Below are 14,571 nucleotides of genomic sequence, written 5' to 3' on the forward strand. Positions count from 1 at the left end.
CCGTCATGGTGGGCGGCGTTGGATCGTTCGCGGGTCCCGTTGCCGGAGCCAGCGTGATCGGCACGCTCAGCGCGGCGCTGCCTTGGGTCATGGCACCCGTACTCGCCGATGTTCTAGTCTTCGTGGTCGCAATAATCTTCGTCAAGTTCCGGCCCCGGGGTTTGGTGGCGGGGAGAGGCGTCTAACACTGCTTAGCCAGCTTGGTCCTGATCGGTTGCAACCATGGACAGGGATTTCGCTTGTTCCCGCGCCGATATTACACGGCCGCCGGACTGGGGCAGGTGYGCTAGCCGCACTGCGGAAAGGGCTTCGGCTGGCCGTAGCGGATAGTGCATCAGCCAAACTCCTCAATGGCAGATGTCGATCCCAGTGTTCTGTGGAAGCGCAGGGATGCGATGCCGGTCGCCATTTCAGGCCGAAGTCCTAAATAGGGGCCGGCCCGCCATTCTGCTGGTTCCACTCCGGCTCGGCCCACAAAACGTCAAGGCCCCCAGGATCTGATCGATCACGGCAGACATTCGTTGGTGAAGTAGTCGATGGCGCCGTGTTCGGTCGCGAGTGGCCGCAGAGGCACCTTTCAATGCTGGTGCCCGGTCACTGGAGAGCCTGCTGATCACCTGCCGGCAAACGAGGAATCGCACAGGAGGAAGAATTGAGGAGCGATCAACTCGCATATCCTCAATAGATCGTCTGAATACCAGCCAACCCCGATTTTCGACTCGTCGAGGAGCGGCTGGATCTCGGGGACAGCGCAAAGCTCTGCCCTTTGGGCACATGGTAATGTGTTTCACAAGGAGGGATTTGGCTAATTGCTCATCTTTACCCAATCCGACGACCAAATCCCTGTTGGAGCCAAAAAGATGACGGGTAGCTTTCAAGGGCAGGYGCCAATGAAGCGCGCAATCAAACAACGAGAGGGGTTCTGCTGATRTCAACCGACGGGCGGCAAATGAATCGACGCCGATTTCTTCACAATTTCGCGTTCGCCTCCGCAGCCATTGCGACGGGACCAGGTAGCTGGGTCGTCCGTCCTGACTGGGCCAACGCTGCAGAAGGCAATATCAAGCTGGGTATCGCCACGGACCTTACGGGCTCCCTGGGGTTTCTCGGCAACACCGATGCCAACGTTGCTCGAATGCTTGTCAAAGAAATCAACGATGCGGGGGGCCTGTTAGGTCGCTCGATGGAGCTATTTATCGAGGACACGGCGTCAGATGAAGCAGTCGCAGTCGGCAATGTTCGCAAGCTGATCCAGCGGGACAAGGTGGATGTGGTGCTTGGAGGCATCTCGAGTTCGATGCGCAACGCCATCAAGGATGTCATCATCTCGCGTGGCAAGACGCTCTACATCTACCCCGAGGGCTATGAGGGCAAGGAATGTACGCCGTACCTGTTCTGTACTGGCCCCGTCCCGGCACAAAATTGCGATCAATTCATTCCGTGGCTGATCAAGAATGGCGGCAAGCGGTTCGCGATGCCGGGATCCAACTACGTTTGGCCCCAAACCATCAACGCTTACGCACGGAAGCTGATCGAAAAGAACGGAGGCGAGGTAATTTTCGAAGAATATTACCCCATGGACCAAGTTGACTTCTCGTCGACGGTCAGCCGCATCATCTCGAACAAGGTCGACGTTGTATTCAACACAATTGTTCCGCCCGGCGTAGGCTCCCTATTCAAGCAGCTTCATCAAGCAGGCTTTACCAAGAATGGCGGCCGGCTTGGCTGCACATATTATGACGAAATCAATCTCGAGATGAATCAGGCTGATGAGATCGAAGGCCTAGCCAGTAGTCTCGATTACTACAGGTCATTGGCGGACGAGGATCCGGTTAGCGCAAGGATCCAGACCGCCTACGAGAAGCAGTTTCCTGGCAAGTTTCGGTTCTCGGCAGGTAGCGCCGCCACCGGCGTCTATCGGGGACTGAAGTTGTGGGAAGCCGCCGTAAAGGAGGCTGGCACGATTGAACGCGAGGCGGTGGCCGCTGCCCTGGATCATGCCAAGATCGCGGAAGGTCCAGGCGGGCCGGCCGAAATGGTGCCCGGCAAGCGCCATTGCAAGATGAACATGTACATAGGCGTGGCAAAGGACGGCAAATACGAAGTCGTCTCGCGAAGCAATGGCCTCGTTGACCCGAGGGAGTGCTGAAACGCCCGATGCTATGTAGGAGGCTTGCGTTGCAACGTTGCGAGCAACCAACTGAAACATCCAGCGACCGTGCAGCGTGAGAAGTCGCCCTGCACGGGGGAGGGGCCAAGCAACCCTCCCCCTCACCTCTGGTCAGGGAGCTCCCGTCGGCTCCCTCTCGCCGGCAACAGGTCTGGCCGCCTAAACAGCGAACTGACCTGCTTGGTCCGGGCGCTTCCGCACACAGGCTCGGTCGGGGGCGGCATCACGTCTCTGTTGTCGAAACAATCGCTGGACGCTCTCCTGCAGGCGGACCAGCCAAAGCGAAGGGCCACAATTTCCCAGCGGAAGAGTTCGTCTCTCTGCGGCTCGCTAGATTTCAAGACAAGCTGTTACGCAACTCACGGTTTTTTGGCGCGCGATTTTGCAACCGCTGACTTGGTTGCCGCGGCAGCGGTACGAGTTCCCCGCTTCTGTTTGGTCTCAGCGGTCGATTCTGGCGGCTTTCGKCCCAGGCCGGCTGCTTTCGCCAGTGCAGAGCGGGCCGCGGCGTAGTTCGGGGCCACCATCGGATAATCGGCAGGCAATTTCCATTTCTGTCGATACTCATCCGGGGTAAGATTGTAGTGGACATTGAGATGGCGCCGCAGTGACTTGAATTTCTTCCCGTCCTCAAGGCAGACGATGTAATCCGGTGTCACCGATCTCTTTATCGAAACGGCCGGCTCCTGCTTGGTGGCAGTCTCCGTTTCAGGCGTACCGACCCGGTGTAAGGCAGCGTGAATATCCGCGATCAGCTTCGGGAGTTCCGGTACCGGTACCGGATTGTTAGAGACGTATGCGGAAACTATGTCGGCGGCGAGTGCTATCAGATCGCCGTTTTGTTGTGGCTGAKCGGATTCGGTCATGGTGCTTCCCTTGAGGTCCATCAGTTACAGTACACCCCCATTTGTGCAGTTTGTGCAGGTACATTGTCGAGATCGCTTTCTCAATGACGAAATCAGCGCTGCTCGATATCTTTAAGCTTCGCCACATATACACTTTGGAGGGACATCGCAGCCACAGCTCCCACAGCAGTCACGTCTCGCATTCAAGCCACCGGTCGTCGACGGGCGGTTCCTCCTACATCCCGCCGGBGCCCACCAAGCCCGCCCCACTCCGGCCGGCCAAGAAAATTGCCGACGTCTTGAATGGCATTTGCCCTTGCGGTTCATGTGGTGGAACTGCGCTGGGCATATTCTGGGAATTTGCTCGCAACAGAGTTTTCGGAAGATCCGGAGGGCAGGTCGCTATTTCGCGCCGGTCGGTTCCGACACAACGGGAAACAGGAGCCTCACTTTAGACAGCCTCATGCGGGCCAGGCGTTGCGCTGAATTCGCTTCCCGGCCCGCGTCAATCAGGAAAGTCAACGTCATCAAATCGATCAGAAATTCGTCGACCGCTTCGGAGATCGCCTTCGAAGCAGCTTTGTGCTGACCGAGCAACGTGCGGGCCTCTTCGACCGCATTGACACTCCCGGCGTCGATCAATGCCTCGATTTTCTTGAAGCAATCCAATTTGAAATCCCCGCAGACGCCTACAATGGCGATAAGGGGAAATGGTTCCAAGCCGAAAAGCGAAGTGCTTTGATTTGAACTTTCATAGTGCCGAAGACGCCGAGGCTCAGGCCTGCGTATTCGTCGATGATCCTGCCGCAAGCAGGAATGAAGTCTAGTCTTCTGAAAGGATCACGCTGAACCCGAGATCTCCACCGCGAGAAGTTCCGGTCAAGGTCAGCAGCTCGCGCGTTCGAGCGACCAAATCGGCGGGCAGACCAGGCATCGCCTCGATCACAGAGTGTATGGTGCGCCCGCTCGAAATCACCTCCCGCGCAATGTCTGCGGCCTGCTCATAGCCGAGGATTGGCGTTAATGCCGTCGCCACGGCTGTACTGGCTTCCAGATGCTTGAGGCATTGCTCAGGATTGGCAGTGATCCCTGAGACACATCGATGGGTGAAGACAGTCACGGCGTTCGTTAGAAGAGCGATGGCGTTCAGAAGATTGTAGGTGATGACGGGCTCCATGACGTTCAGCTGTAGCTGGCCGGCCTCCGACGCCAAAGTGATGGTGAGGTCGGCGCCGATCACCTGAAACGCCACTTGGTTCAGGACTTCCGGGACAACCGGATTGACCTTGCCGGGCATGATGGAAGAGCCTGGCTGGAGCGGGGGCAGGTTGATCTCGGCGAAACCACCTCTGGGCCCGCTGGAAAGCAGGCGAAGGTCGTTCGCGATCTTCGAAAGCTTGGTTGCTATGCGCTTCAGCGTTCCCGAAAAGGAAACGAAGGCCCCAGTATCCCATGTGGCCTCAATGAGGTTTTCTGCTGCGGTGAGATCGAGTCCAGTCATCCTGCGAAGATGACCGAGAGCGAGAGCTTGGTAGCGAGGATCGGCGTTAATCCCGGTTCCGATGGCTGTCCCGCCCAGATTGATCTCGCATAAATGAGCGCTTACATCCGAAAGGCGGTGAATGTCCTCCCTGATTGTCACTGCGTAGGCAAGAAACTCTTGGCCCAGCGTCATAGGCACCGCATCCTGCAACTGGGTCCGCCCCAATTTTACGATCTTGGAAAAGGCCGACGAGCGCTCCTCCATGGCCGAGGCGAGATCCTGGAGAGCCGATCGAAATTGTTTTTGGCTAGAGAGAACGGCCAGGCGAATTGCTGTCGGGTACACGTCATTGGTGGATTGGGCGAGGTTCACGTCATTATTGGGGTGTATGATTTCATAGCGGCCGCGCGCGGCGCCAAGGATCTCCAGAGCCCGATTGGCGATCACCTCGTTGATATTCATGTTTGTGGATGTGCCGGCGCCGCCCTGAAAGACATCCACGGGAAATTCGGCATCGAGTGTCCCGGCTGCTATTTCGTCACAGGCGGCAGCGATCGCCGCGGCCTTTTCCGGGGAGAGATGGCCTAGTTCTTCATTCGTCAGGCAGGCTGCCTTCTTGACGAGCGCCAGCGCCTGGATGAGTTCCGGGAACCTGCCGATCGTCGTGCCGGAGATGGGGAAGTTCTCGATTGCCCGTGCGGTCTGTGCGCCGAAGTAAGCTGCCGAAGGAACAGCGACGAGCCCAAGCGAGTCCGCTTCCACACGATGAGAATTGTGCGCATCCATCATTTCTTCTCCAGCATTGAGCTTCCGCTAAGGCAGATTGGCTTCAGTTGGAGGAGAGGGCAGCCAAATCCTGCCGACCGCAGAGAGAAAATGACCGTTAAGAGCGGCTGTCGCAGGCAGATTCTCCGCGACGGCTTTTGCGTATGCGGCACATCACTCCTGCGCGAAATCCCCGGCGAGCGCCTCGAGTGGAAATACGGTGGCATCCTTGACTGCTTTGGTGACGATGTAGGTGAAATAGCGGTCGATGCCGAGTTCGCGCTCCAACAGGCCATCCACCAGTCTTTGGTAGGCATCAATGTCCCGGGCGACGACCTTCAGCAAATAGTCGACACCGCCTCCAATCGACCAGCAGGAGACGATTTCCGGAACATTGCGCACCGCGCGCTCGAAATTGTCGAAGTTTGCCTGACGATGATTGGCCAGCGTGACCTCCATCATCACCGTGGTGAAGGGCATGACCCCGCGTAGAGAAACGCGAGCGTGATAGCCGTCGATGATGCCTGCTTTCTCCAGTTTGCGTAAGCGCATCCAGCACGGGGTGGGGGAGAGCCCCACTTTTTCGGCCAAGGCCAATTTGGTGATGCGGCCGTCGCGTTGGATGGCGTCGAGAATCTTGAGATCGATGGGATCAAGCTTCAATGGCGCCATGTCATTCCACCCGTGCCCTGTGTAGGGTGGCTTTAGTAGACCTGCTCATACAATTTGCAAATCTCGCCCGTCTCTTTTCCCTCCAGGAAAGCCATCTCGCCGTTTTTGTGCTTGACGTAGACGTCGGCAAATCCTTTCGGAAACCAGCCGGCCACGGTCCCGTTGGCTCGAAAGCGTTCAAGCGCGTCGGCCAGGGTTGTCGGCAACCTCACATAGCCCCGGCCCGCCAGCGCTGAGGCATCGAGGAGCGAAAGATCCTCGGTAGTCGCGTCGGGGGCGGGTAGCTGTTCTTCGATGCCCTGCACGCCGRCATGGACTATCGCCGCCAGTTGCAGATGCGGGCTTGCGGTGGCGTCGGCTGCACGGAACTCGAAATTGAATTGGGCTGCCTTGGCAATGTCGCTCATGTCCGACACCGGGYAGATACGCACCGAGGCTTCGCGATCGCGGAAGCCCAGATTGTTGAACGCAGCACTCCAGCGGTGCGGCGTCAGCCGCAGGTAGGAGACCACGCTCGGCGCTGTTACGGCAACGATCGCGTCGAGATACTTCAAGATGCCGGCGACGAAGTGCCCGGCGGTTTTCGATAACTCATTCTTGCCGTTCGGATCCCAGGTTGCCGGCTTGTCGTCACGAAGGAAGCTGAGATGGACATGCACGCCGTTGCCTACGCCGGCAGGGTCACGGATCGGCGTAAACGTGACCTCCTTTCCGGAAGCGGCCGCGACTGAGCGCAGCAGTTCGCGAAGGATGGTCGAGTGGTCCGCAATCGTCACGCCGCGCGACGGTCCCATCGTGGCTTCGTACTGGYCGCTGCCGAACTCCTTCATGAAGGTGTCCGGCTCCAAGCCCGCCTCGCGCATGGCCGCAATCAGAGTTTCCGCCAAGCGACGTTCTGCGCGGAAGCCGTTCAGGCTATAGGCGTCACCGAGGGGGGTCGCGCGGTTCCGGAACTGAAACTCGTGTTCGAAGGCGCCGAACAATGTCAGACCCRCAACCTTCTCCAGGCGCTCAAGAGCACTCTTGAGGATCGATCGGGTGCAGAATTCCCATGGCCGGCCATCTGTATAGTGGATGTCGCCAAGCGCGAAATGCTCCACCGGCGCGTCATCTCCGAAGTCTACCCGCACCTTGGCGCGTTCGTCCGGAATGAGCACAAGATCGCCAAGCGAGCCAAACGGGCTTTCTGCAATCGTATCGAAGCACGTGATCTGGACGTTGGTTGGTGTCCAGCCGATCCCGCGTTTCATTCGCTTGCCAAACTGCGTGGCCGGGAACGCCTTACCTCGGATCTTGCCGGCGAGGTCGGTGCAGCAGGCGACGATCATCTCTTCAGCGATCATCATTTTCCTCCAAATTCTGGCCCGGCCGCGCCAGGCGAAGTTTATCCCACGCCTCGAGACGCTTTCGCGTCGCGGGCCAATCCGCTTCCGAAACTTTGACGATCAATGCTTCAACAAAGGCGATCGCGCAGATCACGGTGTCCCACGCAGTCTCGATCTCGATCGGCAAAGCGATGACATGGTCGCTGTGGCGCGCGATCGGCGACATCCATTTATCCGTGATCAGCACGATCGATGGCTGACGATCCTTGGCGACGATCTCGGCCAGCAGCGCCAGGTCGCTCTGATAACGACGGAAGTCGAACATGATCAGCACGTCCTGCTTGCGGATGGACAGCAGCAGGTCAGGCCAATGCTCAGGGTTGGGCGGAAGGTGATGAACTTTTGGCCGAATTTGCTTGAGATGAACCGACAGGAAAGTTGCGATGCTGTCGCTTACGCGGCCACCGATCACAAAGACAGATCGAGCCGGATCGGCAAGCAGCGCGAGTATGCGGTCAAATTGCTCCTGTGGCACCGTCTCGCTCATCTCATGAATGCGCTGTGAGGCGCGTAGCGCGTAGTCGGCGAGAAACGCATTGCCGTTGCCGAGCTTTTCGGTGGCCTTCAGCTGCAAGGGGGAGCTTCCACTTTCTCGCAGCTCCGCAATGAGCTGACGCTGGAACTCCTGATAGCCGGCGAAGCCGAGCTTGCTGACGAAGCGCGTGATAGAGGGCGCACTGACGCCAGTACGCTCAGCCAGTTCCTGAATGGTTTGCAGAGCTCYGAACGGGTAGTCCGCCAGAACCGCATTGCCTATTTTGCGCTCGCTCGCCGTCAGCTGCGCGCTTTGGCGCCTTATCGTCTCACGTACTGTCATATTTCCGTACCTKGTTGACCGAACCGGCTGACACCATAGCGCATTAGCGCGATGAAAAAAATTCGTCAAACACAAAATTAGTGTTGACTCTGATAAATTATTTTCGTTCACTTGAGGACGTCAGCCCCGATGGCCACCCACGGCCGTCAGCAGCGTAGGTGGTGTGTTGGAAACTCTCACGAATGTGCTGTCGCCTTCCGACCCGATGCCGGTCGAGACAGTCAACGTCGGTGGTCGCTCAGGCTTCGTGCTCGTTTGCGAGCATGCCGGAACCGCGATACCGCAGCGCCTCAACGGTCTTGGGCTTCCTGCCGCCGAAATGCGGAGGCATATCGCCTACGATATCGGTGCCGAAGGCGTGGCGCGCCAACTTGCGGAGACGCTTGATGTGCCGCTCATCCTGCAGCGCTACAGCCGGCTCGTTGTCGACTGCAATCGTCCATACGATGCACCAGACTGCATCCCTGAAAGGAGTGATGGGACCATCGTCCCCGGCAACCTGCGTCTTGCCGATCGTGAACGCCGTCAGCGATATGTCGAGATCCACCAGCCATTTCATCGCGAGCTTGCGGTGTTCCTGGACGGCCGCGCGGCAGCTGGTTTGCCCACCACGTTAGTGGCGGTGCATAGCTTCACGCCACGGCTGATGAATGGGCCTGAACGACCCTGGAAACTCGGCGTGCTATCGAACCGCGATCGCAGCTTCGCTGAGCGTTTCCTTTCCTCCTTTCAGGCGCGCAACCCATCGATAACCTCAGCGCACAACCAGCCGTATGTCGTCGACGATAGATCTGACTACACGATCCCGGTGCATGGCGAAGCTCGCGGCTTGCCTCATCTCCTGCTTGAAATCCGCAACGACTTGATTGGCGAGATCGAGGGGCAAAGCGCATGGGCTTCCTTGATTGCCGAGGCGCTTGTTGCGGCAAACACTCCAGCGAAAGAAATCTAGATGACTGACTTTCCGAACACACGCGAGGTACCGCTCAACGCCAAAGAATCGGCGCTGCTGTTTATTGATGTGCAGAATTTCAGCGTGCGTCRCGACGGCGGCGAATTCAAGGAGGTTTCCGACGCAGATATCGCCGGCAAATACGGCTACTATTTCGAGCGTCTGAGCTCGGTCGCAATCCCGAACATGAAGCGCCTGCAAGCGGCCTTTCGCGACGCTGGGATTGAGGTGCTCTACACCACGATCGAAAGCCTCACACTCGACGGTCGCGACCGTAGCCTCGACTACAAGATCACAGGCTTCCATGTGCCTAGGGGCTCGTGGGACGGGAAGGTGATCGAAGAGATCGCGCCTGGTGAGGACGAAATCGTCCTGCCGAAATCCTCGTCGAGCGTCTTTGTCTCGACGCACATCGACTACCTGCTGCRCAATCTCGGCGTCAGGCAGCTTGTGCTGGCCGGCCTGGTCACCGACCAATGCGTGGAATCGGCCGTCCGTGACGCCTGCGATCTCGGCTACCTGGTCACGCTCGTGCCGGATGCCTGCGCGACCTACAGCCAGGAGCGTCACGACAACAGCCTGAGAACCATCAGGGGCTATTGCCGTCAGGTCGACACGGCAGCCCTCATCGAAGAAATCACCAGCGCACGGCTGGGTAAGTGAACGAGCCAGAAGGGAGGAAGCGACATGGCCAACTCAGAAGCCGCAATCGGTGCCGCGTGGAAGGCAATCGATGAGGAGYGGGAATACGCAACTGACCTCACTCAGAAGCTCGTGCGTGTACCAACGGTCAATCCAAAATTCGTGGTCGATCCGGATCAGAACAAGGAGGCAGCGCTCCAGGATATGGTTGAAACGGAGCTGGCCTCGATCGGTATGGCGATCGACCGCTGGGACGTCTTTCCAGATCGGCCAAACGTGATCGGGCAGACCAAGGGCTCGGAAGATCRCAGCCTGCTTCTATGCGGTCATATCGACACCGTGCCGATCGGCGAGCGCGAAACCTGGACTGTCGATCCCTTCGGCGGCGAGATCAAGAACGGCAGGCTCTATGGGCGTGGCGCCGTTGACATGAAGAGCGGCGTGGCTGCGGCAATCGCCGCGGTTCGTGGCATTCGCAAGGCCGGTATCGAGCTCAATGGGCGCGTCGCGATTCATTCCGTTGTCGATGAGGAGGCTGGCGGTTTCGGCGCTATCGATGCGGTCAGGCGCGGGCATCTTGCCAARGCTGCCATCATCACGGAGCCGAGCTGGGGCGAGATCCAGGTTTGCGAAGGCGGCCTGGAGTGGATCCGCATCACCATCATCGGCCGACAAGGCCATTCGGCCTGGCGTTACAATGAGCTCTGGCCACAGCGGGACGGACCCGACCGGTTGCGGCCGGCCGTGAACGCCATCGACATCGCCGCACGGTTCCTGGATGCGCTTAGGAACTTCGAGAGTTCGCGCTGTCGCAATCGCCAGCATCCGCTGCTCCCTCCGGGCATGAACACGATCAACGTCGGTGCAATGCGCGCTGGTTCCGGGCTTGGACCAGATGGCCTGCCGCTGATCATGACCAATCCCGCCATCATTCCGGACGTGGCCGTCATCGACCTCGACTACAAGTTCCTGMCCAACCAGACGAAAGAATTCATCCGCCGCGAGTTCGAGGAATTCGTCGACCATTTCTGCCAGCAGGACCTATGGCTGCGAGAGAACCCGATCAAGGTTGAATGGGAACTCGGCGGCTTGCATTTCCCGCCGATGGACACCTCGCCCGATCATCCGATCGTACAGTCGCTCGTCAATCGCCGCACCCAACTGGGYGGAAAGCCGAAGATCTCCGGCGTCGTCTTTGTCGCCGATTGCGCCCACTACGCCGGGGCAGGCGTCGATGCGGTCATCTGTGGCCCATCGGGCGACGGTTTCCACGGCCTCGACGAATACGTGGACATCGCCTCGCTGCAAGAGACGACCAAGACCCTGGCCGCATCAATCATCGACTGGTGCGGGGTCAGGTAATCAGCGAGTCCAATGAAGAAGGGAGCACCGTCATGAAGTCTTCAAGCGAACTGGCCAACRCAGAAGCTGCGATGAAAGCTGCCTGGAAGGCTATTGATGAGGAGCGTGGATACGTCACAGAGCTTACTCAGAACCTTGTTCGCATCCCCTCGGTGAACCCGAAGTTCGTGAAGGACCCGGAGCAGAACAAGGAGAGCGCCGTCCAGGATCTGGTCGAATCGGAGCTGACGTCAATCGGCATGTCGATCGACCGATGGGATGTCTTTCCAGATCGGCCGAATGTCATCGGCCATTGGCCGGGCTCAGAAGAGCGCAGTCTGCTTTTATGCGGCCACATCGATGTGGTGCCGGTTGGCGAGAGGAGCGCCTGGAGCGTCGATCCGTTCGGCGGCGAGATCAAGAACGGCCGGCTCTATGGGCGCGGCGCCGTCGACATGAAGAGCGGCGTGGCCGCGGCGATAGCTGCCGTGCGTGGGATCCGCAAGGCCGGCATCGAGCTTAGCGGACGCCTCGCGATCYATTCCGTGGTGGATGAGGAGGCTGGCGGCTTCGGCGCAATCGATGCCGTCAAGCGCGGCCATCTTGCCAAAACCGCTATTATAACGGAGCCGAGTTGGGGTGAGATCCTCGTCTGCGAAGGTGGGCTCGAATGGATCCGTGTCACGATTACCGGCCGGCAAGGCCACTCGGCCTGGCGCTACAATGAGCTCTGGCCACAGCGGGACGGACCGGATCGGCTTCGGCCAGCTGTGAACGCCATCGACATTGCCGCACGGTTCCTGAACGCTCTGAAGGATTTCGAGAGCTCGCGCTGCCGTAACCGTCAGCATCCGCTGCTCCCTCCGGGCATGAACACGATCAATGTCGGGGCAATGYGCGCTGGCGCGGGGCTAGGACCGGACGGTCTGCCGCTGATCATGACCAACCCGGCCATTATTCCGGACGTTGCGGTGATCGACCTCGACTACAAATTCCTGCCCAACCAGACCAAGGAATTCATCCGCCACGAGTTCGAGGAGTTCGTGCATCATTTCGGCCAGCAGGACCTTTGGCTGCGCGAGAACCCGATCAWGGTCGAGTGGGAATTGGGAGGTCTGCATTTCCCGCCGATGGACACTTCGCCCGACCACCCGATCGTGCAGTCGCTCATGAGCCGCCGCGCGCAACTGGGAGGCAAGCCGAAGATTTCGGGAATGATAGCCGTCGTTGACGGCGCCCATTACGCCGGCGCCGGGGTCGACTCGGTCATCTGTGGAGCGACCGGCGACGGCTTCCACGGCGTCGATGAGTACGTCGACATCGCCTCGCTGGAAGAGACGACCAAAACGCTTACCGCCTCGATCATCGATTGGTGCGGAGTGAAGCAATAACTCAAGCCAAAAAAGGGAACACGGAGATGAGATACGCGAAATTCTGGACTAGCGCTGCGTTCGCAGCCCTGATGCTGGCCCTGCCGGCCCATGCAGAGGACAAGGTTGCCAAAATCGGCGTCTTGGCGCCTTTGACAGGAGGGACCGCCGCCGACGGCAATGAAATGGTCAACGGCGCAAAGCTTGCCGTCGACGAAATCAACGCCGCGGGCGGAGTGGCCGGCTACAAGCTCGAGGTCGTGGTTGGCGACACGCAGAACCAGACGGCCGATGCCGTAACGAGTGCCGTCGAGCGGCTCGTCGGCGATCCCGATCTGAATGCTGTCGTCACCGGCTACGCCAGCGGCAGCAACTTCGAGATTCAGACGATGGCGGAACAGGATATGCCCTACCTGATCGCCGCAAACTCCGCCCAGACGCATGACATCATCGCGCCCGACCCGGACAAATTCCCGACCGTATGGTCACTCACGCCTTCATACGATGCCTACAACACGGCCATGGTGCCTGTTCTGAAGGGGCTTCAGACCAGCGRGAAATTGAAGCTGTCGAATACGAAAGTGGCGCTCATCTCGTCCGACAATCCCTATTCGAAGAGCATCATGGAGGGTTTGAAGAAGAGCTTTCAGGAGGCGAACTGGACCGTGACGTCTGCCGACCTCCTGCCGTTCGGCGAAATCTCGGATTGGYGAACCTTCCTTGCCAAGGTCCGCCAGGAAAATCCGGCGCTCATCATAAACACTGACTACCAGCCCGGTAACGCTGCAAAATTCCTGACGCAGTTTCTCGAGCAGCCGACGGACAGCCTGGTCTTCATCCAGTATGCACCGTCAGTGCCGGAATTCCTGAACCTCTCTGGCAAAAAGGCGACCGGAATTGTTTATAACCTGCTCGGCGGCTCGCTGATTACGCCCAAGAACCCTCGCGCCGCCGAGGTCATTGCCAAGTACAAAAGCAAGTATGGCAACGAGCCAGGTGCCTATGGGCCGCTGCTCTATGAGGAAATTTATGCCTATGCGGACGCGCTGAAGAAGGTCGGCGATCCCACCAAGAGGCTCGAAATCGGCAAAGCGCTTGGCGAGACCAACAAGAAGATCGTCAGTGGCGTCCTCTCCTTTGATCCAAAGACGCACCTTGCCGTTCAGGGAGACGAGGCGCTGCCAATTCAGTTCTTCCAGATCTGGGACGGACAGCGGGTCTTGTTCTACCCGGGTCAGTATGCCGACGGCGAGTTCCGCACGCCCCCTTGGATGAAGCAGTAGCACTCCCAAGCCTGGTGGCCATGCGTTTGATGGCGCGTGGCCACCCTTTTCTCTCGATGTGCAGAGACAAGCACAATGATCGAACGAACTGACAACCCGCCGCTGCTCGAGRTTCGCGAAGTGACCCGACGCTTCGGCGCCCTGGTCGCCGTCGACAATGTATCATTCGAGGTTCGCAAAGGCGAGATCTTCGGTGTTGCCGGTCCAAACGGCAGCGGCAAGAGCACGCTTTTCAACGTTATCACCGGCATTCCGTTTTCGCCCAGCGCGGGGGAGGTTTTTCTGTCGGGAGAGCCCATCCACCGGCTGAAACCACATCAAATCAGCCGCGCAGGCGTGGTTCGCACGTTCCAGAAGGACGCGGAGTTTGCCACGCTCAGCGCGCGCGAGAATGTCTACGCCAGCGCCGTCTATTGCGGCCAGATGACTTCGAAAGCGGCTAGCGATGCGGCCGAGCAGGCGCTCGATGACGTCTCGTTGGCACGCGAGCGGCGCGCGAAAGCTGCGGCCGATCTCTCGGTCTTCGAGCGCAAGCAATTGATGATCGCCTCGGCAATCGCCGGTCGACCCAAGGTGCTGCTTCTGGATGAGCCCGCCGCCGGCCTGACCAAACCCGAAGTGAGCGACCTTTCCGCTCTCATCCGCACAGTGCACGAGCGGGGCATCACAGTGGTTCTGATCGAACATGTCTTGCCTCTCCTCCTTAAGGTTTCCGATCACCTGATGATCCTCAACCACGGCGCCATCATCGCTTCGGGCAAGCCGGAAGAGGTGGTGCGAAATCCGCAGGTGATCGAAGCCTATCTCGGCAAACGGGAGGCGCGACTTTGAACGATGYTCAAAATG

13 protein-coding genes and 1 pseudogene are annotated in these 14,571 nt (G+C 58.9%); 8 read left to right on the plus strand and 6 right to left on the minus strand.

Annotated elements, in window-relative coordinates; all coding sequences use genetic code 11:
• A pseudogene (locus tag ORS3428_RS33795) lies at window positions 1-185 on the plus strand (branched-chain amino acid ABC transporter permease); the annotation flags it as partial.
• Between the two features lie 764 nt (window positions 186-949).
• A complete protein-coding gene (locus ORS3428_RS30465) occupies window positions 950-2,149 on the plus strand; it encodes a substrate-binding protein (RefSeq protein ID WP_071101983.1) in 1,200 nt (399 codons plus the stop codon).
• Window positions 2,150-2,529: 380 nt separating this feature from the next.
• Here ORS3428_RS30465 and ORS3428_RS30470 read toward each other — a convergent pair whose 3' ends face one another.
• The 6 genes from ORS3428_RS30470 to ORS3428_RS30495 all read right to left on the minus strand — a co-directional run bounded on the left by ORS3428_RS30470 (window position 2,530) and on the right by ORS3428_RS30495 (window position 8,137).
• Entirely contained in the window at window positions 2,530-3,036 is a 507-nt protein-coding gene (locus ORS3428_RS30470) for a MucR family transcriptional regulator (RefSeq protein WP_083355362.1), read from the minus strand.
• Window positions 3,037-3,417: 381 nt separating this feature from the next.
• A complete protein-coding gene (locus ORS3428_RS33150; protein WP_131802973.1) occupies window positions 3,418-3,684 on the minus strand; it encodes a hypothetical protein in 267 nt (88 codons plus the stop codon).
• Window positions 3,685-3,838: 154 nt separating this feature from the next.
• Entirely contained in the window at window positions 3,839-5,287 is a 1,449-nt protein-coding gene (locus ORS3428_RS30480; protein WP_071101984.1) for an aspartate ammonia-lyase, read from the minus strand.
• A 150-nt stretch (window positions 5,288-5,437) separates the two neighbouring features.
• The gene (locus ORS3428_RS30485) at window positions 5,438-5,935 is read right to left on the minus strand and encodes an Lrp/AsnC family transcriptional regulator (RefSeq protein ID WP_071101985.1); all 498 of its coding nucleotides are present in this window, start codon (window positions 5,933-5,935) and stop codon (window positions 5,438-5,440) included.
• Window positions 5,936-5,967: 32 nt separating this feature from the next.
• Window positions 5,968-7,278 carry a glutamine synthetase family protein gene (locus ORS3428_RS30490; protein WP_071101992.1) on the minus strand — a complete coding sequence of 437 codons (1,311 nt, stop codon included), beginning with the start codon at window positions 7,276-7,278 and terminating at the stop codon, window positions 5,968-5,970.
• Window positions 7,268-8,137, minus strand: coding sequence for a MurR/RpiR family transcriptional regulator (locus ORS3428_RS30495; RefSeq protein ID WP_071101986.1), 870 nt, complete (start codon window positions 8,135-8,137; stop codon window positions 7,268-7,270). Before ORS3428_RS30495 ends, ORS3428_RS30490 begins: the two co-directional genes overlap by 11 nt.
• Before the next feature lie 166 nt (window positions 8,138-8,303).
• Between ORS3428_RS30495 and ORS3428_RS30500 the strand changes: the two genes are divergently transcribed.
• From ORS3428_RS30500 to ORS3428_RS30525, 6 genes are all read left to right on the plus strand, one after another.
• The gene (locus ORS3428_RS30500) at window positions 8,304-9,089 is read left to right on the plus strand and encodes an N-formylglutamate amidohydrolase (RefSeq protein ID WP_244508152.1); all 786 of its coding nucleotides are present in this window, start codon (window positions 8,304-8,306) and stop codon (window positions 9,087-9,089) included.
• Window positions 9,090-9,752, plus strand: a complete 663-nt coding sequence (locus ORS3428_RS30505) for an isochorismatase family cysteine hydrolase (protein ID WP_071101987.1) — start codon at window positions 9,090-9,092, stop codon at window positions 9,750-9,752.
• A gap of 24 nt (window positions 9,753-9,776) precedes the next feature.
• The gene (locus ORS3428_RS30510) at window positions 9,777-11,093 is read left to right on the plus strand and encodes a M20 family metallopeptidase (RefSeq protein ID WP_071101988.1); all 1,317 of its coding nucleotides are present in this window, start codon (window positions 9,777-9,779) and stop codon (window positions 11,091-11,093) included.
• A 32-nt stretch (window positions 11,094-11,125) separates the two neighbouring features.
• Window positions 11,126-12,463 (plus strand): M20 family metallopeptidase, encoded by a 1,338-nt coding sequence (locus ORS3428_RS30515; protein WP_083355361.1) that lies wholly within the window; start codon window positions 11,126-11,128, stop codon window positions 12,461-12,463.
• A gap of 26 nt (window positions 12,464-12,489) precedes the next feature.
• Window positions 12,490-13,725, plus strand: a complete 1,236-nt coding sequence (locus ORS3428_RS30520; RefSeq protein WP_071101989.1) for an ABC transporter substrate-binding protein — start codon at window positions 12,490-12,492, stop codon at window positions 13,723-13,725.
• A 75-nt stretch (window positions 13,726-13,800) separates the two neighbouring features.
• On the plus strand, window positions 13,801-14,556 hold the full coding sequence (locus ORS3428_RS30525; protein WP_071101990.1) for an ABC transporter ATP-binding protein: 756 nt from the start codon (window positions 13,801-13,803) through the stop codon (window positions 14,554-14,556).
• The last annotated feature ends 15 nt before the right edge of the window (window positions 14,557-14,571 follow it).

This window comes from Mesorhizobium sp. ORS 3428, from assembly GCF_001854785.1.
In the GTDB taxonomy this organism is placed as follows: Bacteria; Pseudomonadota; Alphaproteobacteria; order Rhizobiales; family Rhizobiaceae; genus Mesorhizobium.